Below are 26,068 nucleotides of genomic sequence, written 5' to 3'. Positions count from 1 at the left end.
TGCCGAGCCATTTGTAGGCCGGCTTTGGAGTAACCAACAAGGGGTTCAAATGAAGAAATTGAGAGTCGCTCTGGCAAGTGCCGCTGTCGTTGCGGGCGTCGCGGGTCTTAGCTTGGCCGCAGCTGCGCCGGCTTCCGCGGCAGCGGGCGATTGCCCGTCAGGTGCAAGCTGCACTTGGATGGACGCCAACTACACGACGCTGAGCAATGGCGGACATGGCGGAGGCGACTGGGTCGGGTTCCAGCAGAACATCTATAGCTTCGTTGGCTACTACTACAGCTGGTCGGGCTCCGGCTACTACAACGGCGCGAACGACAGTGCCTCATCTATCTACAACAACGGCAACTCGTGCACGTCGGGCTACTACCTGGATGCCGGGTACGGCACCCTGGCCATCCGCACGTCGAAGAAGACGGGATGGTCGAACCTGGCTGTCTCGGGCGGCTACAACGACCAGCTTTCCTCGGGACAGTTCATCTGTTAAACCGCTCGCTGCCGGGAGCGCAAACCGCGCTCCCGGCAGCATCTACATAAAGGAGAATCCAGTGAGAATGCGTGCTTGGCTACCGATCGCAGGAGCTGTCGCCTTAGCAGGAGGATTGCTCGCTGGATGCTCCTCCGGACACGAACCGGCTATTCGCCCCCTCCCCGAGAAGAACCTGCAGCTCTGGTCGATGCCCTTGGACCAGTACGTCTACTCGTATTCGGTCCAGGCAGACTACGCGGAGAACCTCCTTACTCAGCCCTGCATGCAAAAGCGTGGCTACGACTTTCCGGTACCGTGGCGCAATCTCGACGCTCTCCACAGCGCGTCATATAACGACGTTGGTGTCAGGCTCTTTGACCAGTCCCTCGCGCAACAGTACGGGTACCACATTGCTCCAAACAATGATCCAAGCGCTGAGCAGTGGAGGGAGGCCGTTAGCAAGATGTCCAACATTTCAAAGGACGAGGATTCTGCGTTGGTTGCCTGCTTGACCGTGGCGCGAAAGACAGTCCCCGTGCTTCCGCTGGAAGCCCAAGACGCTACCAACTACTCGAACGATGCCGTGAAGAAGGCTAAGCAGTCGTCTCCGGTCAAGAAGGCCGTGGCGCAGTGGCGGACTTGCATGCAGCCGCTTGGCATCGCCGACCTGCCTGATACACCCGATGGCATGCCCACCCCCACACTGTTGAAGCAGTTCGGGATGCTTGGCGACGGCGCTTCCGGTCCGATCAGTCAAGGCGAGATCACAATCGCGACCGCAGACGCGAAGTGCCAGGATAATACCGGGTACAAGGCGGCGCTCTACGCGCAGGAGTGGAACAACCAGGTCGACATCATCGAAGCTGACGCGGACGATCTGACGAGGGTGTACGACCAGCTTGCAAAGCACCGCAAGGAAGTCATGGACGTTATCGCCAAGCACGCTCCGAGCCACTAACCATGCTCTGACACGGCAGCTTCCGGAAAGTCGGGAGCGACATCGTTGGGAGGGTGGGCGTCGCTGCCGAAACTGACTGCAGCGGCGCCCTCCCGCGTCGAAGACGCCCAAGGAATCCGCGGCGCAGCAACCGGTGGGGAGTACTCTCGACGCTCCCACCCGGCCGACGGAGACATCATGCGCGCGGGCGGTGCATCCTGCAGCCAAGCCACAGCACGCGTGTAGGTGTGGCGTCTCTTCACCGGGCGCTTTTGCGGGACGGGCATACGGGATCCCTGCCCACATAGCTGCTGACATCGTCGCCCGCGCTTTGCGGTTCGGGGGCAGTTCGGTGATGGACCGGCTTGCGGGCGCCCCCTTGCTGTCGGCATGGCAGTCCTAGACTGAGTGCCGGCGATCGGAGCTCAATCGTGGAAGAAGCCCTGGAGGGCGGCAATACGACGCCCGGCGTAGTCAAGAGCGGCGATAGCGTCCGGCGACCACGGGGGCGCCGGTCGATGTTCGCAGCCAAAGTGCTGCGAGACCTGAACGCGCACAGCTATCGCTGGGCTCCGCAGTACCTGGGCGTGGACGACGAGGGACGCGACGTGTTGTCCTTCATTGAGGGCGCGACGACGAGTCATCCGTCGGAACGTGACGAGCGATGCTATGCGGTCATGGGGCGGATACTTCGGGAACTGCATGAATTGACCCGCAGTACGGAGCTTGCCGCGGGCGGCGCTTGCATCGTCCACGGAGACCCAGGACCCTTCAATGTAGTGATGCGCGACGGCATGCCAGTGGCGCTCATCGATTGGGACTCGGCGCACGCCGGTGACCCGCTCACGGACGTCGGCTACGCCGGCTGGACGTGGTGCATCCAGGCCGTCGGTCATGTGCCGGTTGAAGAACAGGCAAGGCGCCTGCGCGAGTTCGCGCGCGGATACGATACCGCGCTGCCCCCGAATGCTTTGATCGACGCCGTCGAGCGCGCGCAGCTGCATATCGTTCAGGTCGAGGGGCGAAACATGGACGATCTGAGTCTGAGTGAGGTCCGTCGAGCGCATGCCCGCGCCGCGGTCGAGTGGGCGGCGAACGATCATCGCGTCCTCGAAGAGAATCGCGAACTCTTTCGGCAAGCACTCTGACTGCACGTCGCCCATGTACGTGCGGGAATCCTCTTGTGGGACGGTCTTCACGTCTCGTATACGCCGGCCGGACAACGTATTTGGCGGAGATCGCGGACAATCTTCCGGCGGAAGCGCCTGAGGAGCGGTCGCTCGGGACAATCTGCACGAGGCGTCGACAGGCGATTTCGACCGCCCGCATAGATCGCATCTCCGCCACGCATATGGGTCCGTCTTCGCGAAGTGGACAACTTAGTTGTGGAATCGGCAGTTGCGGCTGATTGTCTGATTTCGCGTGGTTGTCCGGTCTGGTGCTGGAAGTCAGGATGAAGCGATGAGTTGAGGCGGAGTCCCTGGTTCCCTACCGAGTCGATGCCTGAAGTGTCTGCGTCCTTCAGTTCGATCCCTATTGCCACGAAGGGTCGGGAGCAGGGACACTCAGCCACATGCGTCGACGCCGTGTCGTCGACGGCAATTCAGTGCTCACAGGTGGGGGATTGTAATGGGTCAAAATGACCTGCTCTTGTCGATTCAGGGACCGATTACGCCGATCTCACCGTTCGTGACGGTCTTGGGCGGGGGAATCAACCCTGTTCAGCTCTTCTCAGACGCCGGTGTAGTCCTGAGCGCCGCGGTCGCGGGGGACGGCGTATCGGCAAGCGTCCAGCCCACGCAGGGCGCGTTGAAGCCGGGGATCAATGTCGTCGCGCGGTGGATCAGTGGGGAATTCCGAGTGGGTCGGCGTCGTCGCCTGTGAAGGTCGCCCCGGTCCCGACAGCTGACGCGATGACGCTGCTCAGTTTTGTCGAGGCACCGAACGTCTGCATCGATTGGGTCTTGCTCGCGGGAACATTCCCCGGTGCCACCGTGCACGTGGAGCGAGCTGGGATCGAGGTCGGCTCAGCAGTAGCCTCGGACGTCGTTACCAGTGTGCGGATCTCGGTTCAAGGAGGACTCACTAAGGGCGATGAGCTCGAAGCGTGGCAACATTGCGAAACGGGGCCGGGGCAGCAGTTGCGTTCTCAGGTCACCAAGTCGCTTCCCGTTGAGAACCGACAGGACTTCGGGCATCTGACCATCACAAGCCCCGTCGAATGCGACCGAGAGATCCTCGTGAGCGGAGTGCCCGCCGGGGCAAGTCTTGAGGTCGAGCACAACGGGAGCGTGCTAACCGGCTATCCGTATCGTGGAAGGAACGTTTGGGCTCGTTTGAGGGACGGGGTGAGAGGCGGTGATCGGGTCGAGGCCCGCGTAAGCACCGAGCAATGCGGCAGAGAAGTGGCCGGGTCGGCAAGTACTACGGTGCAGCCTTCAACTCCTATCAAAGCGGACCCGGTCGGGCCAATCTGCCCAGCAGCGCCTCGCGTGGAGGTGAACAATTGCCGCCCTGGGTCGAGCCTCTGGATTCGCGTTCAGAAGAATGCTCCAGGAGGCGGGTTCGTGCTCGGGTCGTACACACTCGGGTCGGTCACGGCGTGGGCGACCTATTGCTCGGTTCCGCTCCCGGCGGACTGGGCGGCCGACCGGCCCGATCTCGGCGAAGGTCCCGGCGACCTTTCGCTTTGGGTTCACCAGCAAGGATGTGTGTGGAGCGCCGCCGAGAGCTACGTCGAGGTTAGGGCACTCCCGGCACTCACGGGTACGCCCCGGATCCTCGATGCCCCTGCATGTTCGATGGTTATCAACGCCGACGGTCTCACGGTGGGTGCCTTCGTCACCCCAGTGAGCGACCGCGCGGACCTTATGGAATTGGGCGGTCCACAACGCGTTACGAGTTCGCAGCAGCGGTTACGACTACCCCGTCGCCTCCATGATGGCGAGCACGTGGTACTAGCCCAGACCGGGTGCGGGGCCCAGCTCGAATCTCCGAAGTTCACGGTGCAACGAGTGCCGCTTGCGCCGGTCGGGATAGTCGGGCCAGTCCGCGGCCCGCATCGCGCAGCGAGCTTCAAGAACCTGGTGGTGGGCGGACGCCTGCACATCTCGGTCGGGGGCACTACCGTTGTCAGCGTCGAAATCAACAGTTCCGAGATGCGTGTCGACATCCCTGTGCTGCGCGCGGACGAAGATCAAACAATCACCGTCATTCAGGAAGTGTGCGGTGAGTACTCGTTGCGCACGTCCGCGACCGTTCAGCGCGGCGAGATGAACCTCTCCCACACACCGTCGCCCGTCATCAGAGGCACGCACACACCCCTGACGGTCACCGCGACAGACAAGGAGACTGGGGCGCAGATCGCGGGAGACGTATTTCTCGGGGGTATGAAGGTCGCCGAAACTGGGAGCGTATTCGCGCTCACGGTCCCCGCCACCGGCATGCCGCCGCAGATCACGGTCCGAATCGCAGAGTACCAAGATGCAACACTTACGCTCGCCGTCGCGGATCCTCAAATGCCCCCGCCGGCAGACGTGCACGCCTGGGTCGTCAGTGATCTCGCAAACATCATTGTCGACGGGGCAACCTGGACCCTGTTTGCCGTAGACCTCCAGGGCGGTCTCACGACTGTCGAGGCGAAGGATGGCTCCGATGTGCGATTCGTCCCGCCCACACATGGCAATTATGCGGTGAGCGCCACCGTTTCTGTCACCACTCCAAACGGACAAGAGATCGCCCTCTTCGAGGACGCGTTAGACAACAACGTGCACAAGTTCAACTGGTCAGGACAGGCGCTGAAACTCGGCTACAAGATTCTGTGGGAATCGAGCCAAGGAACAGTGCCGACTCAGTATCCCGTCACCAAGCTGTTCATCACTCAGTGACCACCACTGGACTCGAGTCGTGTGAGCCGTCAACGCTGCGTGCCCAACGCAACGCGTGCCATCGGGACCATCACCACGCCAGTCGGTCAGAGCCATCCGACCCCTAGGCTTGGCGGGTGAGATTTCGTACAGCCGCGACTGTTGCGGGCGTCGGCCTGTTGATGGTGTTGAGCTGACCGGTTGCGTGACCATCAACGTCCCTGTATCTGCGCGAATGCCGAGCCAGGTAACCTCGTCGCCTACGACTAGCGCGGCCGCCGAGGACGTCTCTGCTGCGCTGAATGCGCTCGGTGTTGCAATCGGCGCGCTGGCGAAGTCCTCGGGGCCGGCGCCGACCGCCGACGATTGCGCGTACACAAGTTTGGTCGTCGGTCAGCTCGCGAACGCGACGCCGGCTGAGCAGTGGCGTGGAACGTACGAGTCCATCACGAACAATATGCGGTTGATCGTCGCGCTGTGCGGCCCAGACCCGAACAGCCCCGACGCATCCAATCTCGCGCGGATTACGCGCCCGAACGTCGCACGGATTCTGAACGACGAGAACTAACTCGGTCAGACGAACTGGGGCCCCTAGGGCTTTCGGTCTCTATCCACGCGATCAGCCAGCCCTACAACGCTTCGTTCAGCGCGCACTGTGGCGAGCCCTGCGATGAATACGAGCCGGTGCTGCCCGAACGGGTGCTGATGGGAATAAGGGTGTCTCCGTACGGAGACGAGAAGTGCTGTTCCTGTCAACTGTCGATCAGCAGAATTCAACCCCATGAAGTAGTTGAGGCGGCGCGGTTCTGGACGATCGTCACAGATGGTCTCTCACCAATGAAGGTTGATTCCTGTGCCGCGGTTGCCCAAAAATGAACTCTTGCGCTGTCGCATACGCGCATCCTGGACGCCTGCTCGCGGCGTGATGGCGTTCTCCCCGAATGGGGGCTAGCTAAGCAGCAACTGCTATCCGCTAGCCTCGTTGCGCTCGCACCACGAACGAAGGGCGCCTGGATGACGGCGATTACCGGCATTGCAGCGTTTGTACTTTCGCTGCTGGTCAGCTACCGGCTCTTCGCGCCTGGCGTGTTTATCGAGCGGCTGATCTTCATCGGTGTCATCACCACAATCGCCTCCATAATCGCTCATTCCATTGAAAAGCGCCGACTGGTAGAGCGGCAACAGAACGAGGAGAAGGAACGGCGAGCACAGGAGTTGGAACGCAGGAACCGCAAACGGGCGGCGAAAGCTAGGAAAGCGCGGCAACGGCAGGAGGCGCAGGACCGGGAAGCGCAGCTTCGCCGGGATCGGTGGCAGGCTGCGCAGGCGCACGTGGCTCACGTCCGGGAGGCGCAGCAACGTGTCTGGGATCTGGATAGTGGCCACGCTGGTCCATACGCTTTCGGCGCGGTCGCCGATGCGGCTCTCGCGGACATCGTGTGGAAAGCGCTCGGAGTTCCCGCCGAGGAGCGGGTTGCCATTTCGCCGAAGCAGCTCGCGTCTCTCACAGGCACGCTCGTAGTTATCGGGCACGTTACGGACCTCGAGGGCCTGCAACACGCCACGAACCTCGAAGTGCTCGCGGTGGGCGCCGATATCGATTCGCTCGACCCTCTCGCGGGGCTGCGACAGCTGACCGCACTCACCCTCTACGGCCTTCCACGCGTCTCAGACTTTCGCCCGCTTGCTGGTCTGGAGGGGCTAACGTTCCTTGAGCTCGCCGGCGTATCGGAGCCTTTCGATAGCGCCGTCGTAAGCGGACTACTAGGGCTCACGGAGCTGGTACTTACCGACCCTCCGAGAGAGCAGCGCCTGGCCCAACTTGTCGGTCTCGACGAGTTGACATCTCTGACGCTCAAGTCAGCGGGTGACGTCGACGGGCTTGGAGCGTTGGCACAGCTCCCGCGATTACGTTCCCTCACTCTTTCGCGGCTGTGGGTGAAGAACCTGAAGCCACTGGCCAAACTGTCCGCGTTGACGGAGCTGCGACTCGACGATGTTGGCGGTGTTGCGGACCTTGAGCCACTGGGTCGGCTTTCCCAACTTCGTTCGCTTGCCGTCGTGTCTGTGTTTCTAGAACGGCTGGTGCCGGGTTCCCTCGATGTCAAGGCCGTCGGAACGCTGCCAGAACTTTCGAGCCTGGAACTAGTCGAGCGAATCGAGGGGGTTTTTGTCGGCCTGTCGACGGCGCTGGGATCCCTAGCACGGCTGAGAAGCCTGAAACTTGACGTCGACCTGAGATCAGAGGATTTGACGGCGATCAGCCGGTTACGTGACCTCAACGAGTTGACACTGTCAGCGCCCAACTTTCCGGACCTCGGGCCACTTGCCAGTCTTGTCCGCCTGGAGCAGGTCACGTTGGTCGGCGACGCGTTTTACGATGGGCGGACAGGTTTCCCTAACCTGCGAGAGATCTCCTCGCTACCGCGGCTGACATCACTTACTCTGGAAATGTTTGAAGGATATGAAGTCCTTGGTGGAGTTGCCAATTTTTGGCAGATCACCACGCTGCGGCTCCGCGACATTTTGCTAAGAGTGCCGGAGGGACTCTGGCCGCTAACACAGCTCAAATCTCTCAGGACCCTGGAATTGAGCCGGATTTCGCGGCTAGATCGTGATCTGCACCCGCTTGCCGAGTTACCTGCTCTATCCGAATTGACCCTCCGCGCCGCCCATGGACCAGATGATTGGGATACCAGCCCGCTGAGCGGCACAGTCGCCCTCGTTTGAGCGAGTGTTCTCGGTCATTAGGAATGCTGCTTAGGAGGTTCGGTTGGCTTCTCCGGCTCATGCCCGGATGCTGGATACGTTTGCCCCTCGAAAGGTAGTGGGACGGTTCCGTCCGACACCGATTGGTAAGTCCAGGTCTGAGATTCGCGCGGATGCGTTCGAGATGCGTGCATGGGGCGCAGAGAGGCACGATGCCTTCACGTTCCGTCTCCCCGCACGCGAAGATCGGCGTGCGGGCCGCGAGTTCCGTGCGACACGCGGGCGCCTTGCCTGTTATTGACTGAATTTCGCAAGCGTACGTCCACGCGTCTTCTCGTTTACGAGCAATATTCCCAATTGCGAATGCGAGGCGTGGCAATCAGTCGTTCAGCTTGAGCGAATTTGCCGCAGGGCATCTCTAGCGTTGCTCATGTGGACGATGAGAAGACGGACCCGAGGGCGGACGATTTGGGAGCCGAGGCTGAGGCATTGGCGCGCCTCCACGCGGCCGTCAGACGTTTAAATGGCGGCACCACCTGGATCCTCGACAGTCTCGCTGAGACTATGGAGGCGATGGACCCCATCGACAAGGGCGGGATGAGCCACGAGCAGCAAGAGCTGCTTGTGGCAATGGGCGCCTTCACAGCAGAGGAACTTGATCACGCGCAGCGTGAAGTGAATCGCGGTTCGCTCAAAGTAAGCGCGGTCGAGGCGTTCCTTTCAAAGTTCTACCAGACCATTTCGCTCGAGGACATCGCGGCGTACCTGCGCTGGGACGAGGGCGCGGTGAGACTCGCTGTCGCCGAGGGGCGGCTATGTGCCGCTGAAATTGCGGGACGGCTGCGATTCCCCGTGTGGCAATTGAGCCTCCCGGATCCCGAGAAACTCCTGCCCGGCCTTCAACCTCTTCTGCAGGCTGCTTCGCAACGCTGGGACTGGTCTGGTCTCACGGCGTTCATGTCCACCCCGCAAGAGGACCTGGTGATTGATGGCCAGCAGACGCCGGCGGAGTGGCTTCGCCGCGGCGGTTCGGTCGATGACGTGCGAGGCATCATCGAGGCGGGGGAGTGGAGGTGAAAGACGGGTTGGTTCCGCCGCTCATCAGGTGGGAGCGGGATTTGGAGCGACATCTGTTTGAGCATCCCGAATTGCTAGGGCTGCTCATTTTCGGGTGGCAGGTGAGTGCTGGACTCATGCGTCGGATCGATCTACTAGGAATCGACGCTGCGGGTGACATCTATGTCATCGAGGTGAAGCGGAAGGTTCCGAGTGACAGGGTGGTCGCGCAGGTTCTCGACTACGTTCATTGGGCCAGGACGGCCACTCTCGACCAGCTCATCGCTGTTGCTGCTCGCCGTCGCGTGCGTCTTGATCTGTTGGCGGCCTTCAAGCAACGTTTCGGACATCCGCTGCCCGAGCGGTCAAATAGAACCGTTCGGATCATCATCGTCGCAGCGGCCCTAGACTTGCGCACGTACCGCTCGCTCGAGGTACTGAACGACGGCCCCCATCCTGCCGTCGCCCTTCGGTACCGGGTGACAGGCGACTCTATCGCCTTGAAGGAAATCCAAGAAGGCGACGTCGCACCGCAGCGAAATGGCAAAGCCATCAAATCGACCGCGCCTGCGCCATCGATCGCGATGGACGGGCCCCACAGGGACGGCGTGGCGCCAGATGTGAGCGGCTCCGCCGAGCCGACTGCGCTCCTCCAATCGTCAAAGGGATGTTCCCCGGTCCACGACGATGTCCGTGAGTTTTGGGAGATGTTCTCCGTGCTCTTCACCTGGCCGTTCGTGCCGTTTCGGCTGGTCTATGACCGTTACGAAACCTGGCGGTACGAAGAGAAGAAGGAAGGACGGCACCGCAGCCGGCAACAGGACGGACACTTCGGCCAGCAGATCGCGGCCCTCGTGCGCGAGTCGAGGGAATGGTCCTACGAGCGTACCCCGCTCAGCGATCTGGCGGCCGAAGATGGTGCCTGTCCGTATCTGCCCTCGCTCTCCGAGGGCTACAGAAGGCGCCGTGTCTCTGGTTACCGCAGGTCGACACCCAACCACATGAGTCATGCCAGGGACCTCGCGCTACGGGGACTCACTGTCGCGGACCTCGGCCGGCCGAACGAGGCGCCGCACCCGGGCTACCAGACCACGTAGCTCCGTCACGAAACCCTCGCTGCCTCCGGGCGGCGAGGGTTTCGTTTTCTCAGCTCGAACTGCTGTGCGTCTCCGTCACCACGACCCGCGATGAGGCCACGGGATCTCCGGGTACGGATAGGCGGCATCGGGCACCACCCAGACGACGACAAGCGTCGCGACGATCGCGGCACCGACGACGCCCATGGCGATGAACGTGAGCCAGTAGGGCCGCAGTGAGACGGCGATGAGCACGAGCCCGACTGGGATCCATCCGACCGCGAGGAGCGTGACGAGCATGGCCATCCTCGTCACGAAGTTCAACTGAATCAGCAGGTACGCATCGACCGCCGCCATGATCGCGAGGACGAGCACCGCGATCGCGACGAGGATGTTCGCGGCGATGCTGCGCCGGCTGATATTGGTCGCCGCCTTCGCGACGGCGATGCCGCCCTCCGACACCTGCTCCGACATCCGATCCCCCAATCGTGGATGCGGTCATCTTATGGGGTGAGCCACGCAACAGTGCCCCAGGACTGGGGTGCTGAGGATCTGTCACGCGGCTGCCACGATGGAAGCGATCATGAACAAACTCACACCTTTCGCGCTCGCAGTCACCATCTCCGCCGTCATCGCCCTCACCGGGTGCAGCACCACACCGGACGCTGCGCCAGCTGCCTCATCGAACACGAAGTCCAGCAGCTCGGCCGCGCCGACCAAAGAGGCTGCCAAAACGCCCGACCTCACCGGCACGTGGAAGCAGACGACCTCGGCGGCGGCGGACAGCTACCAGGAAGCCGAGATATCCGGGAACGTCATCACCATCAATTGGGTGACCGACAACGGCGACACGAAGTCGATCTACTGGGTCGGCAGCTTCGCTGCACCGACCGATTCCGCGACACCATACAAGTGGACGTCGACGCGCGACGAGGCCGCCACCGAGTCGGCGATGCTCGCATCGCAGGACGCCACCAAGGTTTTCACGTTCCAGGACGACACCATCACCTACTCCGCCAGTGCCCTCGGCACCACCACGACGATCAAGCTCAAGAAAAACTGAATCTCCCCGGATCGACTCTTCATCCTCGAACGCCCCGGCGAGCCCCGTGCTCGTCGGGGCTTCCTCTTCGCTGGCGACAGGCGTGCGCTGAACGTGACGTTGACCGACCTCAGATCTAGATGATCAGCCGAGCGACGTCAGGTGGACGGTCGTGCCGTCTGACTCGCAGGTGAAGTGATTCCGGATCATGGCGCCGAAGCTGTTCTGCGAATCCACGTCACCGGTCACGGTGTACTGGCCATCGGTGCCCGTCGCCGTCTCGTTCGAGAAGCTCGCCGTGCTCGGCGACTTGAGGCCGTTCTTCACGACGTTCTCGCACGCCACCTGCGACTCGGCCTGCTTGTCCTCGTCGGTGGGGTTCGCGTTGCGAAACGACCCGTACACGTTGAGCGCGATCACGATAGCGACGACGACGCCGACGGCGATGAGGATGAAGCCGAAGCAGCCCATCGGCCTCTTCGCTGGCTTCGGCATTTCGTTCCACCCAGGAGGGGCAGCGGGGAGCTGCGCGCCCTCGGGGTAGATCGGGTCGCCAGGCTTCGCCTGCGACTTGAGTCGCGAGCCAGACCACTGCTGTCCGTTCCAATAGATCTGCAGGTTCGTGTTGGACGGATGGGTGAACCACCCTGGGTGTGAACTCACGGTGCAGATTCCCCCTGATTATGAGTGCGGTCCGAGCAGCTTATTGGCGTGGCCCGGCAAAGGCCTTTCATCGTGGGTACCCCAATTCGGGAGCGAGAGCGTCCAGGCCGAGATACCTGTTACCGTCTGGACTGTCACGATCGCCACTCACAGAGGAGTTTCGATGCCCGAGTTCAAAGGCGTCTACGGTTACGCGCTCATCGTGGACGACGAGGGCGTCACGATCCAGGCGACGGGTCGAGTTTCACAGGGCGCGCTGGGCGCATCGGAGCGACGAATCCTTTTCGAGGAGATCACCGACCGCTCATTCAGACCAGCCAACCTCGCGACGAACGGGCACATCGAGATCGTCACCAACAACGGCAAGTCGATCTTCCGCTTCATGACCGGGAAGACTGCGCGCGGCCGCCGATGCCTTCGCCCTGATCGTGGAGCGGACGCCGCATGCAGGTGACAAGACAGCCGGTCGCGGCCTCACGAACAAGGAGGGCGTCGAGGGCGCGACGATCAAGGGCGCAATCGCTGAGTTCCGCGCGCTCCAGGCGGCGATGGACGACCAGCGGATCGCGGCGCTCTTCCCGGGGCTGTCGTTCGATGGTGAGAGCGTCACGTACCAGGGCGTCACGCAGCCGATCGCAGGCTCGAACGCCGTGGTCGACACGGCGGGCGAGCTCGATCGGCGCCCGACCCTCTCCCGAGTCGCTATGGGCGGCGTGCTGTTCGGTGCGCTTGGAGCACTCGGCGGGGGGCTCATGCAGAAGAAGGTCGACAGCCGGCAGGTGTTCCTCCTGATCGACGGTCCGCTCGTGGCATGGGCCGTTCCCGCGAAGCCCGATCAGTACAGCGATGCCACTCGCTTCGCGGCGCTGTTCAACACGGCAGCGAAGACCGCTGCCGCAGCCGTTGCAGGGGCGCTCGAAGCGCCTGCACCCGCGGCTGCCGCGCCATCTCCTGGCATCGCGGAGCAGCTCGCCTCTCTTGCGCAGCTCCACCAGCAGGGCGTGCTCAGCGACCAGGAGTTCGCCGACGCGAAAGCAGCCGTGCTCGCTGGTCGCTGAGCGAGCGCGCGCGAGGTCTCCAGATACGCTCTAACACGTGTCCGACGTACTCACCCTGGACGGCGCAGCCGTCGACCGCTACGCAGACGTACTGGCAGTTGTCGCTGCCGCACTCGTCGACGACGACCTCGACCTGGCGCGCCTGAGCGTCTCGCCGATCGCGGGCGAGCGGTGGCTCGGCAAGGTCAGCCTCGCCGGGCCGCAGCAGCCGGACGGCGTGCACAAGCGCGTCCCGATCAAGGAGCGCGACCGAGCGCAGACTCTCATCCGAGATGGCTTCCGCTGCGGAGCCTGCGGCGGCCGCGCTGTGCCGCGCGGCGTGCTCGTCGCTCTCAGCGACGTGCTCCCTGAGGAACTGCCGTATCAGCAGCACTACAAGCGCGGCGAGATCCACCCGGTCTACTGGGCCCTCGCCGCCGAGGCGGACCACGTGGTGCCGAGCAGCAGCGGCGGCAGCAGCGAGCTCACGAACCTGCGCACGATCCATGCCTTCTGCAACACGCAGCGCGGGAACGCGCTGCTCGAGGCGCACCAAATGAACACCCTGGCGACCAGCGCTGATCCTCGATGGGACGGCCTCATCGGTGCGTACCCCCGGATTGTCGCCGTCGCTGCGGCGCGCGGCTTCGCCTACTCCAGCGCACAGTACCATCACGCGCGGATGCGCGCCTTCGGCATCAGCAGCTGACCGGAACCCGCGGCCCACCTGTTGTGGGGCTAAAGGCCACGTCGTCGCGCACAATACGGTGGACTTCGTGCCATTGCGATATCGAGTCGGACTGCCTGGGCCCTTCTACATCAGCGGCCGGGTATTCCCGTCCTCACGTCGTCGGAGGCGGGTCTCTCGCGCAACAGCAAAGGGTGGTGCCGGTCTGATTACCTGGACCCTCATGGCGTTCTGGTGGATGCTGGTCGGGTCGCTCCTGCTGACCTACTGGGGCTACCTCGCACTGATCGGCCTCATCTGGTGGGGAATCGCCGCCATCGTGAACCGACAGAGCGTGCCGTGGCCCGTCCCGCGGTCGGCATGGCTGTTCTGGCGTCAAGCGAAGAGCTAGCTCAGACCTCGAGGTCGAGGATCATCGCGGAGTGATCCGTCGCGCGCGCCAGTCGAGGATCGTGGTCGTACTCGCATCGGATCACGCGGGGTTCCAGTTCCTCGCGCACGTAGGCGTGGTCAACGCGGAATCCGTTGCCGGTCGTGGAGAACCAGCTGTACTCGCGTGCGTCACCGTGCTTGTCTCTCCATGCGTCGGTGTAGCCGGCCCGCAACAGCTGGCCGATCCGGTCGGCGCCGACGAACGGCGCGCCGCCAGGGTCGCGATCCAACATGTTGTCGCCGGTGTTGAAGTCGCCGATCAGGATCTGCGGTGCGGCGCTGCCGCCTGCTTCGTCGAGGAGCGCGTCCCAGTAGGGCAGCTTCGCCTTCATCTGCGGCATGTAGACGCCTGCGATGCTCGTCCAGCCAAGATCCGCCGCCCACAGGTGGCGGCGGTCCGGAAGGGCAGAGCCGATAGGGCGCGCGACGGTTATGTGCGCCTTGCTCGCAATGAGCACGCCGTTGACCGCGGCCGCTATATCCGGATGCGTGAGCTCGTAGCCCGAGCTTGCCAGTTCCGCGACGAGCAGGTTGCCGGCCAGCCCGATCCGGAACTCAGTCACGACCAGTGCATCCGCGTCTAGGGCTCTAAGGGCGGCGACGAGCTGCGGTATGCGCTTCGCTGTTCCGCCGTGCCTGATGTTGAGTGTCGCGACGCGATGTACGGTCACTGCGCGTCCGCTTCGACGATCCGTGCGCGTCGCAGGTCCACGATGTCGCGCGGAGTCTCTGCGTCGGCCGGTCGAACCACAAGCTGAACCTCGGCCCCTTCGGTGGAAGCCCATAAGCCGATCACCTTCCAGACGCGCTTCTTTCGGCCGTCTCGGATGAAGGTTCCCTTCTTGATCCCCGCGCTGGCCGCCTGCTCCTTGGCGTAGCGTGACGCCGCCTGGTCCTGCGCCCTCCAGTCGAGTTCGGCCGTAGCGAGCTCCTCGGCACGTTCCCTCGTGACGCCCTGCCGAAGGAAGCGGCGCACCGTGTTCTCGAAGTTGGTCACCGGCTCCAGATGCTCTGGTCGGATGCAGTCCCGGCGCTCGCACGTGTGATCCAGTTGCAGGCCTTCTAGGATCGGGCCGACGCGGGTCTCGTAGCTGAGCCGGTGCGCGCGGTGCGTCCGCCCCTCGACCGAGGCGATGCCGTAGCCGTCGCGGTCCAGCGGTCCGGTCCAGAGCAGGCAACCGCTGCCGTCCTCACCGGAGTGCTTCGCGAGGGCGTCCTCGCGAGGGTTGTATTCCTCGACCGTGAAGGTGAACTTGCCGATCGTGATCTCCGTGCCTGGCTCGTACATGCTCGACGCCGCTTGGTTCGGGTGATCGCGACTCATTCGGCGACTCTATTGCGTGATCGGGAGCGCCGCGCGCGTGTCGAGATCGGCGGACGCCGCGTCAGCGGAGCTTCCGATGAAGACCGCCGACACGGTGCCGTTGGGCATCCCTGTAAAGATCGCCTGGCAGACGAGTGAGTGACCGGGATTGACCGTTCCCTCGCAGGTCGCACTCGTAGAATCGTTCCAGTCGACCTGCCCCTCATAAGTCTTTCCATCGACGAGGACGTAGAAGTTGTCAAACGGCACGTCGACAGGCTGGTTGCTGGAGTTGGCGATGTCCACTGCGATGTTGCACATGCCGTTCATCCCGCTGCAGGTGCTCGCCGAATCGACAGCCATTTGAAGCTGTCCGCTGAGGCCCTGGGCTGTACTCGAGTCGCTGGGCGCGCTCGTATCCGCCGCAGCCGCACCAGCTTGATCGGGTGTGGACGAGCTGTTCAGCGCGACAATCCGTGAGGCGATGAACAGAACGAGCACGATCGCGACGATGGTGCCGATGATCATGCCGCGACGCGGTTTGTTACCCGTGGAGACTGGTTGAGCAGACGCCGGGGTCGAAGTCGGCACATGGATATGCTCAGTCCAATTTGCTCCGTCCCAATAGCGAAGCTGCCCCTGCACGTTGGGGTCCGGATACCAGTTAGGCGGCGGCGTCGACATCTGCGATGGTCTTCCTCATCTCTCGGTTGGTGCATCGGACAGCTCGGTGCTGCACGCTGTGTCATCCAGCTTTCACGAGAATCCGGGTCTGGATCGGAGCGCTAGTCGGCGCGTGAGTCGTCGGGTCCCCGAGGAAGAACTCACTGATCGTGGACCCCGCAGAAACCAGGCCGGTCATGTCGGCACTGCGCGTTATCGTCTGACCTCCGTCCAACTGCGCGTCCTGCATGTTGTTCTGGGAGCACACCGTGGTGCCACCGATGACAGCGCACGGCAGGCCGCCTGGTCCGCCCCACTGCGTGCCGCCTGGCAGGGCGCTGGTAGTGGTAAAGACGATTACGCATTTGGTGGCCGTGCAGGAGTAGGGGTCGTTGATCGTGCTCCACGTTGGCCCGGCATAGTCCGGGAAGCCGGTGACCTCACCGTCTCCGCCGGCGGCTTGCAAGGCCGTGACATAGGTAGCCGCATCGGCATGTGCTTTCTGATCCCAGGAAGCCTTGTCCGTTGCGTCTTTCGCCTTTGCTGCGGCCAACGCCGCCACGGCGGCGGCCGCCTTCTGGGCGGCCTCCTTGACCTGGAGAGCCATCGCCGCCGCTGCCCGCTGATCCTTGAGAACGGCTGCGCGATGTGCAGCGGCGATAGCCTTCGCGTGCGCTGCGGCTTGAGCCTGTTCCACTCCGACGAGCGCTCCTGCTGCGATGAGCACCACCAATCCGGCTGAAGCCGTCAGGAGCACGGCCCTTCTCCGCCACCACTTCACGCTCGGCCGCGCAGCCCGGCCGTCGGTGGCCACTTCAGTCGTCGCGAGGAGTTCCGGCACCTGCGGCTTCGTCCTCGTTGACAGGGGCAATCCGCAATTGGTACAGAATCTGCCGCCTGTCGAACGGACGCCGCATTCGGCACAGAACACTGAGCCTGCCAATCTCTTCGGTGTTTCGGATGTCATCAGCAGTAGGTCAGTCCGAAGATCTGCGACGACAGGCTGAACACCTTGCTGCTGTCGCTGGAGGCAAGGGCGCCGTCCTGCTGCGCTGCGCTCGACGCGCGCGATGCGAGGTCGCTGTCGTTGCTCAAGGTCGACGCGGGAACCGAGCTCGCGATTTTGCTCGGCGGCGGATTCACCGCGTTGATGGCGTTCGTCAGCGCGGACGCTGCGCTGCTGAGGTCGCCCGCGGCGGACTGGAGCGCGTACACGGCGTTAGTCGCCGCGGTCTCATCTTGACCGCTGGCGGCATCGGAAGCGGACGAGTTCTGGCAGCCGGTGTTCACCGCGGCAGCGATCTGCGAGCCATATGTGGTCATTGCCTGCTGCTCGGCGGCCAGGTCCGCCTGCTCGGCGTCGAGCGCGGCTTGAGCTTTCTCGACGGCCGGTGAGAGCTCGCTGACCGCGGAGTCGTACTGCTGCTGAGCCGCAGCGATGGCGGCATCCGTCTGCGCCTTCGTCGCAGCGGCTTGTTCCTTGGCGACGGCCGCCTTGAACTGGGTGACCGTGCCCGGCTTGAAGTCGAGCTCGACCGTTCCGCTGGCGTTTGTCCCGGTCAGATGGAGATCGGTGTTGCTGATCTTCCCGGTGAACGCCTCGGACGCCAGAGCATTGCCGAAGTCGAGCGTGATCTTGCCGTCCGCCTCCGTCCCGGTGAACGGAGCGCTGTTCGTGGTCACCTGGTAGTTGCTGTCCTGCGATGAGGACGACTCGTTGCCGCTGAGCTTGCCGTCGGTGTTTGTCCACGACAGGTAGACCGCGCCCTGAGACGTGTCGGCAACCCACTCGGTCGGCTGCGGGCCGATGGCGCTGCAACCCGTGAGGGCGGCGATGAGCAGTCCGGCAACCGGTACGGCGGACAGAGCTTTGCGCACGCGCAAAAGCCTACCGGCGGCCGAGATCGCGCCGCAGTGCCCTGTTCAGGGCACGTATGCAGTTCTCTGGGACCCTTCCCCGATGCGCCGCCGTTCCGTCTATGGGTTAGCAGGCCATCGGATCGGCTGGGAGGCCCAGCCTGGAGCGGAGCCTTTGACCGGCCGTGGTTCCCGGGTCGTCGGCGGGAAAGGTGTTCCGCGCAGCGTCGTTCCAGCTAGGTGCGCTGGCGATCTGGGCGAGAACCGCGGCGTTCGCATAGTCGGAGTCGCGGACGGTGTTGATGTCCGCTTGCAAGTCGACTGGCCACTTCGCTTGGTCGAGCTGAGTTGCGGTGGCTGAGGACGCGTCACGGGCCGCAGCCGCCGCGGCGCGCAACGTGACGATATCCCCAGAGTTCGACGACCAGACGGCATTAAACGCCTGCGCCTTGAAGTTCAACGAGCAGGCCGCCGACTTGTAGAGAGCAGCGGCCTCCGCCATCGACATCACCGTTGGAGTCGGCGAAGGCGTTGGGGACGGTTTCGTCGGTGTCGCAGCGGGGGAGTGAGACCTGACGGACGCTGGTTGCGAAGAGCAGCCGGCGAGTGCAGCGACGGCGATAACAAAGGCCGCGATTAATCGGGCAGAACGAGGAAGCACCGCCCCAGGCTATGGGTGTGCATTGAGATTGAGCAGCCCCAGTATGGGGCCGCGAATCGCTGCTCTGCTGCGGATACAGTGCGGATCATGAGTCTGCGCTCGAAGGCAAGAGATGCCCTCCTCATCTACAAGCTGACCCTCGGGTTCGTGGTTTTGTGCTGTGTTGCGGCCGTCTTTGTCGTGGCCTTCCGCGTGTTCCAGGTTCTCCTCGTCCTGGGTACTGTCGGCATCCTCGGATGGGTCGTGTTTCAGATGGTTCGAGGCGGCGTCCGGGCTTACGACCGGAGGAAGGCTTGGCGCGACTACCGCAAGGAGTACGCCGCGTGGGAAGCGGCGACGTCCGCGAGTGTTGTCGCTGAGGTCGCAGATCCGGCCGAAGCTGTAGTGGCCCGCGGTAAAGAGCCGCAGCTCAGCAATGAAGGTGCGGACGTTACTAAGGCGGGGCCCGACGTGCTCGTTCTGGACGAACCATCTGACTCTGTCGCACGGGCCACCTCTGTCTCGCAGTCGACCGGTGCGGACTCATCACATGTCGCTCGGTCGATGGCCATCGCGGAACCGCCGTCGACGCCATCTGAGCGCGAAGTCCTCCTAGAGCCTTCGGCGTTCGCGCGGCCTCCGGTCGAGCATCTTGCCGAGCCGGTCGCGCCCCCAGCAGATGAGCCGAAGAAGCCACGAAACGGGATGGCCACGACAGGGTTCGTTCTCGGCATCCTCACCGCTGTCTGCACCGTGCTCTGGGTCCCCGTCGCCTTGGATCCTGTCGTGGCCATTCCCGCGATCGTCTTTGCCAGCATCGGCCTGCATCGAGCCAGCCGGCTCAGCACGGGGCAATCGAAGGCATGGATCGGTCTCGGACTTGGCATCCTCGGCGTCCTCGTCTGGGTTCTGCAGGCCTTCCTCTACCTGAAGTAGCAGGAGCCCGCGCTCAGAACGCCGGAAGGATCACGGCCTGCGCCGCGATGACCTGCTCGCCGTCGAACGTGAGAGCTGGCGACCCGTAGAGCTGGTAGCCCTCGGCGAGGGCGTCGCTGACTCGCTTGCAGAAGGCAGTGTCGTCGGGACCGGTCAGAAGTCGGTACGGGAGACTCGCGTCGCTGTCATCGCTCATGCCGCCATGCTCGCACAATGACGCGCGTCGCCGAGCATGTAGGCCATCGCGAGTACGGTCAATCCACAGAAGCGCTGATACCCCCGACCCGGCTCTTCCTCTTCGAAATCCCCCGGCGAGCCTCGTGCTCGCCGGGGTTTCGTTTTCCGACTCCGTTCCGCCAGCACACCACCACGACCGTGGATACTTGGCGAAACGAACGTCACCTGCGGGGAGGAACGATGAGCGTCGACCTGGATCGTCGGACAGCGGCCGCTGAGCCGCCCGCGCCGGCTACTCGCGGCTCGCGCCGGTGGCCCACAATCTTCGTCGGACTTGTGGCCGGCGTCACCCTCGGCGTCCTCGGGACGATCGCTGTGGGCGCTCTCACCGGGTCGGTCTCGCCGAACCTGTCCGGCGCCGCAACGGAGATCCCGGTCTTCGCTCAGCCTCAGCAGCGCGCCGATGTGCTCCCGACGGACATCCCTGGCTTCGATCACGCATTCATCGCCGCCGGCTCCTCGCGGTTGGTCGGCCAGGCGGACGGGGTCACGTACTACCTGTCGCGATCGACCAGTGGCGACGTCTGCCTGCTCCTCCTTCCGGCCGACACGTCGAAGACCTGGGCACAGAGCTGCACGAACAAGCTGCCGTTCGGTGTCGCCTCGGCCGACGCGGGGAGTGCTCGAGTGGTGAGCTCGGACGCACAGACCCCGCCGGGCGCGATCCGTCTGGGGCTCAACGTCCTCGTCGACCCGACGTCGACGACACTGGACCACTAATTCAGTGTTGCGGCACGTGCGGATCCGGCAGGTTGTCGAGGTGGTGGTAGACGACACCGTTCTGGTCGCCGACGCTGGTGATCGTGGCTGGGTCGAGGTTGATCGTGTCGCCGACGTAGACCTGTGTCACGTTCTCACGCCGCACAGCGTTGATCGCCGTGAGGTACGCCGTCCCGACGTCGAAGCGCTTGGCGATGAACTCCCAAATATCGCCGGGCGCGACGACGTACGCGACCGGCACTCCCTTGTCGTTCAGCTTCGTTGTCCCGGTGGCGTACTGGATGGGGCCACAGTCGACCGGCTGCTGGGTCTCGCTGTAGCGGTCGCTCTCCCAGAAGCCCCAGCCGACGCACCCCGCGGCGGTCGCGGCCGGCGTGGGCGTCTCCGGCGGGGCGAAGGAGGCCGCGGGCGTCGGCGTCGCAGGATGGTTGGCCGTGTGGATCAGGTCCGGGGTGTGCTCGGCCGCCGTGCATCCGGTCAGAGAGATGCCGAGCAGTATCAGACCGGCCACCGCCGAAGCCGCGAGTCGTTGCGCCATCGTCCCCCCAGCGACACAGATTGTCGCCAGCGTAGCGGCACGCGGGCCGAACCCGAAGAGATCGTCTTCGAGATTGACCTCACTGCAAGACTGGTGAGACCACGCCGTTCGTGCTCAGCTGCATCTGAGCGCTCCACTGACCGCAGTGGTCCCGCGTCACCGGCGTCTCTGCCTGGACCGAGGTGACCACGGTGGAGCCTCCGCGGATGCCCTCTATCGTGAACGCGAGGGTGTGGCGATCGTTCAGCGGTGTGCGGAAGCTCGACTCGGTGACGACGACCTCGTTGTCGCCGGTGGAGCAGACTCCGTCGAGGCAGACCCGCACCTCGGTGTCCGGGTGGGCGGAGACCCAGTTGGCCATGCAGACGGAGATCCTGGGCGGCGTGACGTCCGCGGCGCAGTTGCCAGCGGTCGGCGTGCATCCGCTTAGAGAGATGCTGAGCAGCACGGCGGCGTCGACCGCCGCCCGTGCCTTCCCCCGTCGTCCGTACACAGGGCGATCGTATCGGCCTGCTCGCCGCGGGCGCCGCTGTCTCGGTCAGACCTCGGCGCTGACCTGCCCTCGAGACGCCGGTTCGTCGGTGAAGAGCACCAGCGGGTCCAGACCGAGCACTCGCGCGAGCGCGCCGATGTCGTTGACGGTGAAGGGCCGCTCGCCGCGCATGCGGATGTAGAAGTAGTTCGAGCTCAGCCGTGCAGCCTCGTAGACGCTCTTGTCCGTGCAGCCCGAGCGGTTGATCGCCTCGCGGAGCCGCTCCACGATCCGAAGGCCGTATTCGTCTGCCGGTGCGCCGGCCTTCCTCGTCATGCCCTCCAGCCTACGGATGGCCGCCGTCCAAGCAGGATGACCAATCACCCGCGTCGGCCAGGTTCGCCGAAGACTATGCGTCGTGCCTCCGCAGCGATGGCCGATGGATCCGTCACCGTGTGGGGGAACAACCCGCGCCGCTCGAACGGCATGAATGGGAGCTTCGCTCCGAACGCCGTGACGATGAGGGATGGGAGCCAGGTGCCGTAGCCGTTGTCGGCGAGATCGGTGCCGATGTCCTCGATGTCTGAGATCAGAGCGACCGTCTTCTCACCCCGTGCCAGTCGGAGCTGCCCGGGGTCCGCGTGGAGGGTTCCCCAGAAGCCGTTGATGCCGAGGAGCAGGCTTGGTCTGCCGTACTGCCTCCTCAAAGTCATGGCCGTACTTGATACGACGGTCACTCGCCAACCTGTACCGGTCGAGGTCATGAGCTCAACCTATCGGGCGCGACCGTAGCGGGCCGCTGCGCGTAGTGGTCGTCGGCGGACGGAGCCGCTGAGCCGATCCCCAGGCCTGCGCCGCGATGCCGCGTGTATCGCTTCGCTCCCAACACGAGGCATCGCTCGATGACGTGCAGCCGCTCGCCGGCTACGGCCCGCTCGTGTCCGGCGGAGTGGGGACGATGATGCGCCCGTCGTCCGCGCCGCCCACCTGAATCTGACCGTCCGTTCCGATCAGGACCTGGCGGCTCCATTGGTCGGGCATCGGACACGGGCCGCCCTTCTGTCCCGGTATCAGCTTGAGAGCCATCGATACGGTCTCGGTCGTCGTACCCGCCGGGCCGCTCAACGTGACCACGAGGTCGTGCTTCTTCGAGGGATCCGCCTTGCTCGGTGCCACGACTTCGAACGAGGGGCTGGTTCCGTCTTCGCGGTCGCACGCGCCGGCGTAGCAGGCGTGAACCGTGCCCCCGGGATGCAAACGAAGCCAGATCGAGGCGTCGATGGCGACATGAGGCGGGCGGATATCGGGCATGGCGCACACCGCGATCGAGGGAGCGCAGCCGGCAAGGAGCGCGACAGCCAGTACGCCGATAGTCGTGGCTACCCAGCGTCGGAACCGCGTCACGTGGTCAATCCGAGAATCGCGCCCGCACGAGGGATGCCTGGTCGTCGTCGAGTTCCCACCGCGCGCCGTGCTCGTGCTCCGGGTACTCCTCGCGCAGGAACGCACGGATGGCCTTCGCGGAGACGTCCAGCTCCGCGGCGAGCTCGTTCGGCTTCGTGGTCATGACGCTCAGAGTACCGACGAGTCGTCTGCTTCTACGTGCGCCTGTGCCGCCAGGAGCCGGCCCACGTATGCCATCACGATGGCCGCACCGATGAGTGCGACACCGAGCGGCGTCATGACCTGCCCGATGACCCGGACGACCAGGTCGAGCAGCGCGAGGAGCGACTGGTCGACACTGGTTGCGGCGCTCGGCTGTTGTACGGCGGTGTAAGCGAGCTGCGGCAGCAGCAGAGTGAACAGCACGCCTGCCACGGTGAGCACGATGCCCCACCACAGCACTACCTTCGGTCGCAGCTTCGACTCATTCACGAACGTCCCCTTCGTCGCGGTTGGTGATGATGCTAGCGGGCCAGCGTCATCCACGGCTTGGCGCGAGCGGCGCGATGACTACGCACCCCACACCGGTCGTGCCTGCGAGGCCAACTCTCTGAGTGGCGCGCTGTCGAGCACGACGTGCGACTCCGGGATGCCGAACGCCGGCCATTGAACCACGATCTCGATCGGTCCCTCCGGTGGCAGGGGCCAGAGCCACAGGCCGTCGTCGAAGAGGTAGTTGTCTTCGCTGCCACGACCGCCTCCACCGGACGGGTTCAGGCTGTGCTTCTCGGGCGTCACACCGTACATGCCCGGAGCGTGGTCGGAGATCAAGTGCTGTCCGTCGCCGAGCACGACGCCGTAGCGCAGCCGGTCCGGGTCGAAGCGCACGAAGTGGCCGTGCATATCCGACTGCAGTTCTGCCCACTCGCGACGAGTCGCGCTTCCCCGGCGGACTCGTCGCTCGATCACGAACTCAACGCCGTTGCTGTACACGCGGGCCATCGTAAGAATGAGCGCCACCGTGTCGTGGATGGCGATCGTCTCGCGGATCGGGAAGATCGCCGGGAGCTCGTCGTCCGATGGTTTCCACCAAGGCGCCGGAACATGCTCGTCGTTGTCGGTCTCGTCCTCGGGCGGGTCTGGTGGGAAGAAGCTCACGATGGTCACCCGACCACACCGGCGGCACGGCTCGCAAGACCCGGCGCTGTTCAGCCCTCGACGATCACGTTCTCCGAGATCCGCGACCACCCGGGCTTCACGATGTCGTCGGTGACACCGTGACGGTAGAACTCGGCGTTGACGTCACCGGCATCCCATTGGAGGCCGAAGTACTCGGCGGCACTGCACGACGACGCCCACTGCACCGGTTCGACCGGCTTGACGACGACGAGGCAGAGCCCGGTCGCCAGGTCTCCAGTCTGCTTGGCCAGGTAGAACTCGACACCGCCATGCGATGCGATGTGCCGCGTGGTGTCCGGATCGAAGCCACTGAAGCCTTGGAGGCCGGCTGGCAGACCATCGGCGGGCTCTGCTGTCCGCTCGAGAACCGGGACGGTGCTCGGCGTGCAACCGCTGAGCGCCATCACGGCCGTCGTTGCCGCGGCCGCGGCAACTAGGAGCGCCCGCACGCGGCGGGACCGTATCTGTTCTCTCATGTCTTCCCCCTGCGACCGAAGCGTAGCGGGCGCTGTCAGCGGCAGTGCAGAAGTGCTTCACTGCGCCCTCGGCCCCTCTAGGTAGTGACGAGCCAAATCTGTCCGACTGCGCGGCTCGGCCCATCTAAGAGGTGAGAGGGCAATCGCATCCGGCGGATGCCCCACCGCGACCCCGTGGAGGTACCGCATGGTCATGATCCCGAACCGCTACCGGCTGCCGCTGAGCGCCTCGCTCGAGGAGCTCGAGCGCGACGGCTTCGAGAGGCTCATCGACGTCGTAAACACAGCACCCGAGGAGGAGCGGGTGCCGCGGCCGACGACTGAGGCAGAGGCCGCGGCCTGACCACACAACGGTCGCGCGGCGGTCCCGTCTCGCCCACGGAGGGGCGCGACGACAGGCTGAGCACCGCCGATTCGGCAAGTGTGACCGGCGATGGGCCAACGAGTGACCACGACAAGGCCACAGCACGGTCGCAGCGCGCTGAACGCGCTCGAAATCCTCGGACGGAGCCTCGGATCGGCAATAGTGACCATCTTGCGGTCAGCAAGAGGCCGCCAACTGGTCACAAGGGGGCAGCGAGTGGACGCGATGCGTCCGCAAAACGGGCACAGAGTGGGCAGAGATTCCCGGTGCTGAACGCACCGGATGGCGCTCCCAAGAGGCTGCGATGGGCGGGAGCGTGGAGCGATGGTCAGCGACCTGGACCTCAATACGAACCAGATCCCAGGCTGCCCCAGCGGGCTCCGTCGGGGGCGCTACGTTCGTGCCTCACTGCGCCCTCCTCCTCCGCCCCAGCTGCGTCACCTGGATCTGGTTCGTTTCGCAACTGCACTTCGGTCCTTCAGGCAACTGCTCGCCAGACTGACGGGCCGCTCCCCGCCCCTTCGATGAGATCTCCTTCGGGACGTTGGGTCTCTTCTGCAGCGTCCGGCGGAGTGGTGCACTGTAGGGCTGGCTGCAGCTGTGCTGCATCGTGCACGCGACAGCAGCCGGCGGAGCCGATGGGTCACAAACCGTCCTCGGGGGCTTCGCCCCGTCGGCATGATCCGCGTGACCATCTGGCCGTCGCCTCCGGCGCCGGAGCCCGATCGTGTGAGGGTCGAAGACTTGACCCCCGAAACAGAACTCGCGCTGAGGGTGCAAGGGCTAACGAGTTCTGCTTTCGTTGCCCAAGTCGTCGCCACGATGGTGGGCCCCGTGAAGCCGACAGCGCCACCGGGGCGGAGCTGGGACGAGGGCTGTGTCGATGTCGCTGCGGATCTCGTGACGGCCCAGCTGCGAGGAGGCGCAGAGGGTGAATGCGCTACGCGCGCGCCTCGGGTCTGCGACGCCCGTTGTGGCGTCTCTCGAGACGTCTCTCGTGACGGTCCTGGCCACTCCACAGTCGTGGCCGATGAGGTGAAAGAAGAGCCTCCCAGTCGCCGCTGAAGCGGCTGCCGCGATACCCGCCGGCTGCTCCGTTGTCACACCCGTCGGAACGGTGTCAGAGCGCTACACCCAGAGGTCGCAGCTACGCCGCGACCTGCGCTGTTTCGAGGTAGAGGCGCCCGTGTGCCCACGGCCGCGTCGGGGTCGTAACGGGTCTGACTCGCTCGCTCCTCAGGCCCTGTCGTCGCTTCGCTCCAGGTCTGTTAACACGGTGCCACTTCGTTCCAAACCGTGTTAACAGCCCTCCCCCGACTTTCCAACGA

The 26,068-nt window shown here is 64.3% G+C and carries 34 protein-coding genes and 1 pseudogene; 16 read left to right on the top strand and 19 right to left on the bottom strand.

Going from position 1 to position 26,068, the window contains the following annotated elements; all coding sequences use genetic code 11:
* Positions 1-178: 178 nt before the first annotated feature.
* From ACQ86L_RS02555 to ACQ86L_RS02520, 8 genes are all read left to right on the top strand, one after another.
* Positions 179-484: a hypothetical protein gene (locus ACQ86L_RS02555; RefSeq protein ID WP_434317557.1), complete on the top strand. Its 306-nt coding sequence runs from the start codon at positions 179-181 to the stop codon at positions 482-484.
* Positions 485-680: 196 nt separating this feature from the next.
* A complete protein-coding gene (locus tag ACQ86L_RS02550) occupies positions 681-1,424 on the top strand; it encodes a hypothetical protein (RefSeq protein WP_434317556.1) in 744 nt (247 codons plus the stop codon).
* 410 nt (positions 1,425-1,834) lie between these two features.
* Positions 1,835-2,551 (top strand): aminoglycoside phosphotransferase family protein, encoded by a 717-nt coding sequence (locus tag ACQ86L_RS02545; protein ID WP_434317555.1) that lies wholly within the window; start codon positions 1,835-1,837, stop codon positions 2,549-2,551.
* 1,419 nt (positions 2,552-3,970) lie between these two features.
* The gene (locus ACQ86L_RS02540) at positions 3,971-5,290 is read left to right on the top strand and encodes a hypothetical protein (protein ID WP_434317554.1); all 1,320 of its coding nucleotides are present in this window, start codon (positions 3,971-3,973) and stop codon (positions 5,288-5,290) included.
* 184 nt (positions 5,291-5,474) lie between these two features.
* Entirely contained in the window at positions 5,475-5,837 is a 363-nt protein-coding gene (locus tag ACQ86L_RS02535; RefSeq protein ID WP_434317553.1) for a hypothetical protein, read from the top strand.
* 446 nt (positions 5,838-6,283) lie between these two features.
* Complete coding sequence (locus tag ACQ86L_RS02530) at positions 6,284-7,999, top strand: hypothetical protein (RefSeq protein WP_434317552.1); 1,716 nt, start codon at positions 6,284-6,286, stop codon at positions 7,997-7,999.
* 411 nt (positions 8,000-8,410) lie between these two features.
* The gene (locus tag ACQ86L_RS02525) at positions 8,411-9,055 is read left to right on the top strand and encodes a hypothetical protein (RefSeq protein WP_434317551.1); all 645 of its coding nucleotides are present in this window, start codon (positions 8,411-8,413) and stop codon (positions 9,053-9,055) included.
* The gene (locus ACQ86L_RS02520; RefSeq protein WP_434317550.1) at positions 9,046-10,131 is read left to right on the top strand and encodes a hypothetical protein; all 1,086 of its coding nucleotides are present in this window, start codon (positions 9,046-9,048) and stop codon (positions 10,129-10,131) included. Before ACQ86L_RS02525 ends, ACQ86L_RS02520 begins: the two co-directional genes overlap by 10 nt.
* 75 nt (positions 10,132-10,206) lie before the next feature.
* On the opposite strand, the gene ACQ86L_RS02515 is transcribed toward ACQ86L_RS02520, so the two are convergent.
* Positions 10,207-10,584, bottom strand: a complete 378-nt coding sequence (locus ACQ86L_RS02515) for a hypothetical protein (protein ID WP_434317549.1) — start codon at positions 10,582-10,584, stop codon at positions 10,207-10,209.
* 109 nt (positions 10,585-10,693) lie between these two features.
* On the opposite strand from ACQ86L_RS02515, the gene ACQ86L_RS02510 reads away from it, so the two are divergent.
* Positions 10,694-11,173 carry a hypothetical protein gene (locus tag ACQ86L_RS02510; RefSeq protein ID WP_434317548.1) on the top strand — a complete coding sequence of 160 codons (480 nt, stop codon included), beginning with the start codon at positions 10,694-10,696 and terminating at the stop codon, positions 11,171-11,173.
* 123 nt (positions 11,174-11,296) lie between these two features.
* Here ACQ86L_RS02510 and ACQ86L_RS02505 read toward each other — a convergent pair whose 3' ends face one another.
* Positions 11,297-11,647: a hypothetical protein gene (locus ACQ86L_RS02505; protein WP_434317547.1), complete on the bottom strand. Its 351-nt coding sequence runs from the start codon at positions 11,645-11,647 to the stop codon at positions 11,297-11,299.
* A gap of 331 nt (positions 11,648-11,978) precedes the next feature.
* On the opposite strand from ACQ86L_RS02505, the gene ACQ86L_RS02500 reads away from it, so the two are divergent.
* The 4 genes from ACQ86L_RS02500 to ACQ86L_RS02485 all read left to right on the top strand — a co-directional run bounded on the left by ACQ86L_RS02500 (position 11,979) and on the right by ACQ86L_RS02485 (position 13,931).
* A complete protein-coding gene (locus ACQ86L_RS02500) occupies positions 11,979-12,269 on the top strand; it encodes a hypothetical protein (RefSeq protein WP_434317546.1) in 291 nt (96 codons plus the stop codon).
* Positions 12,244-12,873 carry a hypothetical protein gene (locus tag ACQ86L_RS02495; RefSeq protein WP_434317545.1) on the top strand — a complete coding sequence of 210 codons (630 nt, stop codon included), beginning with the start codon at positions 12,244-12,246 and terminating at the stop codon, positions 12,871-12,873. Before ACQ86L_RS02500 ends, ACQ86L_RS02495 begins: the two co-directional genes overlap by 26 nt.
* A gap of 37 nt (positions 12,874-12,910) precedes the next feature.
* A complete protein-coding gene (locus tag ACQ86L_RS02490; protein WP_434317544.1) occupies positions 12,911-13,561 on the top strand; it encodes an HNH endonuclease in 651 nt (216 codons plus the stop codon).
* A gap of 202 nt (positions 13,562-13,763) precedes the next feature.
* Positions 13,764-13,931, top strand: coding sequence for a hypothetical protein (locus ACQ86L_RS02485; protein ID WP_434317543.1), 168 nt, complete (start codon positions 13,764-13,766; stop codon positions 13,929-13,931).
* A gap of 1 nt (position 13,932) precedes the next feature.
* On the opposite strand, the gene ACQ86L_RS02480 is transcribed toward ACQ86L_RS02485, so the two are convergent.
* The 7 genes and pseudogenes from ACQ86L_RS02480 to ACQ86L_RS02450 all read right to left on the bottom strand — a co-directional run bounded on the left by ACQ86L_RS02480 (position 13,933) and on the right by ACQ86L_RS02450 (position 18,297).
* Positions 13,933-14,757: an endonuclease/exonuclease/phosphatase family protein gene (locus tag ACQ86L_RS02480; RefSeq protein ID WP_434317542.1), complete on the bottom strand. Its 825-nt coding sequence runs from the start codon at positions 14,755-14,757 to the stop codon at positions 13,933-13,935.
* Positions 14,640-15,296: an HNH endonuclease signature motif containing protein gene (locus ACQ86L_RS02475; protein WP_434317541.1), complete on the bottom strand. Its 657-nt coding sequence runs from the start codon at positions 15,294-15,296 to the stop codon at positions 14,640-14,642. The genes ACQ86L_RS02480 and ACQ86L_RS02475 overlap by 118 nt, the downstream gene beginning before the upstream one ends.
* A 9-nt stretch (positions 15,297-15,305) precedes the next feature.
* Complete coding sequence (locus tag ACQ86L_RS02470) at positions 15,306-15,803, bottom strand: hypothetical protein (RefSeq protein WP_434318994.1); 498 nt, start codon at positions 15,801-15,803, stop codon at positions 15,306-15,308.
* Positions 15,804-15,857: 54 nt separating this feature from the next.
* Positions 15,858-15,959 (bottom strand): annotated as a pseudogene (locus tag ACQ86L_RS02465) (DUF2510 domain-containing protein); the annotation flags it as partial.
* A 61-nt stretch (positions 15,960-16,020) separates the two neighbouring features.
* On the bottom strand, positions 16,021-16,779 hold the full coding sequence (locus tag ACQ86L_RS02460) for a hypothetical protein (protein WP_434317540.1): 759 nt from the start codon (positions 16,777-16,779) through the stop codon (positions 16,021-16,023).
* A gap of 125 nt (positions 16,780-16,904) precedes the next feature.
* On the bottom strand, positions 16,905-17,816 hold the full coding sequence (locus ACQ86L_RS02455; RefSeq protein WP_434317539.1) for a hypothetical protein: 912 nt from the start codon (positions 17,814-17,816) through the stop codon (positions 16,905-16,907).
* Positions 17,817-17,922: 106 nt separating this feature from the next.
* Positions 17,923-18,297, bottom strand: coding sequence for a hypothetical protein (locus tag ACQ86L_RS02450; RefSeq protein ID WP_434317538.1), 375 nt, complete (start codon positions 18,295-18,297; stop codon positions 17,923-17,925).
* 246 nt (positions 18,298-18,543) lie between these two features.
* Here ACQ86L_RS02450 and ACQ86L_RS02445 point away from each other — a divergent pair, with 246 nt between their 5' ends.
* Positions 18,544-19,371, top strand: coding sequence for a hypothetical protein (locus ACQ86L_RS02445; protein WP_434317537.1), 828 nt, complete (start codon positions 18,544-18,546; stop codon positions 19,369-19,371).
* A gap of 13 nt (positions 19,372-19,384) precedes the next feature.
* Here ACQ86L_RS02445 and ACQ86L_RS02440 read toward each other — a convergent pair whose 3' ends face one another.
* Positions 19,385-19,567, bottom strand: a complete 183-nt coding sequence (locus ACQ86L_RS02440; protein ID WP_434317536.1) for a DUF1737 domain-containing protein — start codon at positions 19,565-19,567, stop codon at positions 19,385-19,387.
* A gap of 317 nt (positions 19,568-19,884) precedes the next feature.
* Between ACQ86L_RS02440 and ACQ86L_RS02435 the strand changes: the two genes are divergently transcribed.
* The gene (locus ACQ86L_RS02435) at positions 19,885-20,328 is read left to right on the top strand and encodes a hypothetical protein (RefSeq protein WP_434317535.1); all 444 of its coding nucleotides are present in this window, start codon (positions 19,885-19,887) and stop codon (positions 20,326-20,328) included.
* 1 nt (position 20,329) lies between these two features.
* Here ACQ86L_RS02435 and ACQ86L_RS02430 read toward each other — a convergent pair whose 3' ends face one another.
* The 9 genes from ACQ86L_RS02430 to ACQ86L_RS02390 all read right to left on the bottom strand — a co-directional run bounded on the left by ACQ86L_RS02430 (position 20,330) and on the right by ACQ86L_RS02390 (position 24,376).
* Positions 20,330-20,839, bottom strand: coding sequence for a LysM peptidoglycan-binding domain-containing protein (locus ACQ86L_RS02430; protein WP_434317534.1), 510 nt, complete (start codon positions 20,837-20,839; stop codon positions 20,330-20,332).
* Between the two features lie 106 nt (positions 20,840-20,945).
* Entirely contained in the window at positions 20,946-21,359 is a 414-nt protein-coding gene (locus tag ACQ86L_RS02425; protein ID WP_434317533.1) for a hypothetical protein, read from the bottom strand.
* Positions 21,360-21,404: 45 nt separating this feature from the next.
* A complete protein-coding gene (locus tag ACQ86L_RS02420) occupies positions 21,405-21,674 on the bottom strand; it encodes a hypothetical protein (RefSeq protein WP_434317532.1) in 270 nt (89 codons plus the stop codon).
* Between the two features lie 44 nt (positions 21,675-21,718).
* Positions 21,719-22,102, bottom strand: coding sequence for a hypothetical protein (locus tag ACQ86L_RS02415; protein WP_434317531.1), 384 nt, complete (start codon positions 22,100-22,102; stop codon positions 21,719-21,721).
* Between the two features lie 160 nt (positions 22,103-22,262).
* Entirely contained in the window at positions 22,263-22,649 is a 387-nt protein-coding gene (locus ACQ86L_RS02410; RefSeq protein ID WP_434317530.1) for a hypothetical protein, read from the bottom strand.
* Between the two features lie 97 nt (positions 22,650-22,746).
* Positions 22,747-22,905, bottom strand: coding sequence for a hypothetical protein (locus tag ACQ86L_RS02405; protein WP_434317529.1), 159 nt, complete (start codon positions 22,903-22,905; stop codon positions 22,747-22,749).
* 5 nt (positions 22,906-22,910) lie between these two features.
* Complete coding sequence (locus tag ACQ86L_RS02400) at positions 22,911-23,213, bottom strand: hypothetical protein (RefSeq protein ID WP_434317528.1); 303 nt, start codon at positions 23,211-23,213, stop codon at positions 22,911-22,913.
* 78 nt (positions 23,214-23,291) lie between these two features.
* A complete protein-coding gene (locus ACQ86L_RS02395; protein ID WP_434317527.1) occupies positions 23,292-23,969 on the bottom strand; it encodes a hypothetical protein in 678 nt (225 codons plus the stop codon).
* Positions 23,930-24,376 carry a hypothetical protein gene (locus ACQ86L_RS02390; RefSeq protein WP_434317526.1) on the bottom strand — a complete coding sequence of 149 codons (447 nt, stop codon included), beginning with the start codon at positions 24,374-24,376 and terminating at the stop codon, positions 23,930-23,932. Before ACQ86L_RS02390 ends, ACQ86L_RS02395 begins: the two co-directional genes overlap by 40 nt.
* 193 nt (positions 24,377-24,569) lie before the next feature.
* Between ACQ86L_RS02390 and ACQ86L_RS02385 the strand changes: the two genes are divergently transcribed.
* Positions 24,570-24,719: a hypothetical protein gene (locus ACQ86L_RS02385; RefSeq protein WP_434317525.1), complete on the top strand. Its 150-nt coding sequence runs from the start codon at positions 24,570-24,572 to the stop codon at positions 24,717-24,719.
* Positions 24,720-26,068 lie beyond the last annotated feature (1,349 nt).

The sequence above is a fragment of the Leifsonia sp. P73 genome (assembly GCF_051059105.1).
In the GTDB taxonomy this organism is placed as follows: Bacteria; Actinomycetota; Actinomycetes; order Actinomycetales; family Microbacteriaceae; genus Leifsonia.
The sequence above is the reverse complement of the archived record's forward strand: the minus strand, read 5'-3'. Positions and strand labels throughout refer to the sequence as shown.